Origin of the sequence: Sphingomonas azotifigens NBRC 15497 (genome assembly GCF_002091475.1) — a bacterium.
Lineage (GTDB): Bacteria > Pseudomonadota > Alphaproteobacteria > Sphingomonadales > Sphingomonadaceae > Sphingomonas > Sphingomonas azotifigens.
This window is the reverse complement of record NZ_BCTR01000037.1, coordinates 1-1,004: the sequence shown is the minus strand read 5'-3', so window position 1 is coordinate 1,004 and position 1,004 is coordinate 1. Positions and strand designations below refer to the sequence as shown.

2 protein-coding genes are annotated in these 1,004 nt (G+C 66.1%); both read right to left on the bottom strand.

What is annotated here, in order from left to right; all coding sequences use genetic code 11:
- Nucleotides 1-105: 105 nt before the first annotated feature.
- Nucleotides 106-591, bottom strand: coding sequence for an SRPBCC domain-containing protein (locus SAZ01S_RS13855; protein ID WP_218018081.1), 486 nt, complete (start codon nucleotides 589-591; stop codon nucleotides 106-108).
- The coding region (locus SAZ01S_RS13850) for an ArsR/SmtB family transcription factor (protein WP_245824861.1) at nucleotides 569-1,004 on the bottom strand (436 nt) is incomplete at its 5' end. The genes SAZ01S_RS13850 and SAZ01S_RS13855, both read right to left, overlap by 23 nt.

Sequence of the window (1,004 nt, the reverse complement as noted above, 5' to 3'; positions counted from 1 at the left end):
GGGGGGGGGGGGGGGGGGGGGGGCTGATCTGGCAGCGAATCCGCCGATCGTCCGTCATGCCCCACCCCCAACCCCTCCCCTAAAGGGGAGGGGCTTAGAAGAAGGTCACTCCGCCAGCACCGCCGCGAGCTGATCGAACTGCTCGGCGATGCCGCCCTCCATCCCCTCGAAGGCTTCGTCGAGCGACTCCTTCGAGCCATGCCGGTCATGATAGGTCACCAGCGTCTTGCCGTCGGTCTCCTCGAACGTGACCGTGGTCAGCGCACCATCGTCGCTTTCCTCGTTGGTCCAGACGATCTTCGCGTCCGGCACCACCTCGACATAGCGGCCGAAAAAGGCGTGCACCGGCCCCTCGTCCATGCCGAATTCGAGCCGGTAGCTGCCGCCGGTGCGCACATCCATCTTGCAGGTTCGCAGGCGGACGGGCGCAGAGGCCGGCACCCACCAGCGACGGAACAGCGCGGCATCGCTCCAGGCCTGGAAGACGAGGCGGGCGGGGGCGTCGAAGCTTCGCCGGACCACCATGTCCACGTCCGAGATACGCTCCACCTTGGTCCGCGACGTCGCGTTATCCTGCATGCTCAGGCCCATCCGACTGCTCCTTGCGTTTGAGTTCCTCTACGATGTCGTCCAGCGCGTCGAACCGCGCGTTCCAAAGTTGCTGCACGCCTTCGATCCAGGCGGCCTCCGCCATCAGGCCGCGGCCGCCGAGCCGGCAGGTCCGCACCCGCCCGACCTTCTCGGTGGTGACGAGCCCGGCCTGTTCCAGCACGCCGATATGCTTCTTCATGCCGGTAAGGGTCATGTCGAACGCATCGGCGAGCGCCGAGACCGAGCTTTCCCTCTGCCCGAGCCGCTCCAGGATGCCCCGTCTGGTGGCATCGGAGAGCGCGGCGAACGAGGCATCCAGCGCGGCGCTGCTATACTGAACCATGTGGTTCAGTGTTAGGCTGAGTCGCGACGAAAGGCAAGGGTGACTGGAAAAAACCCCTCCCCTTAAGGGG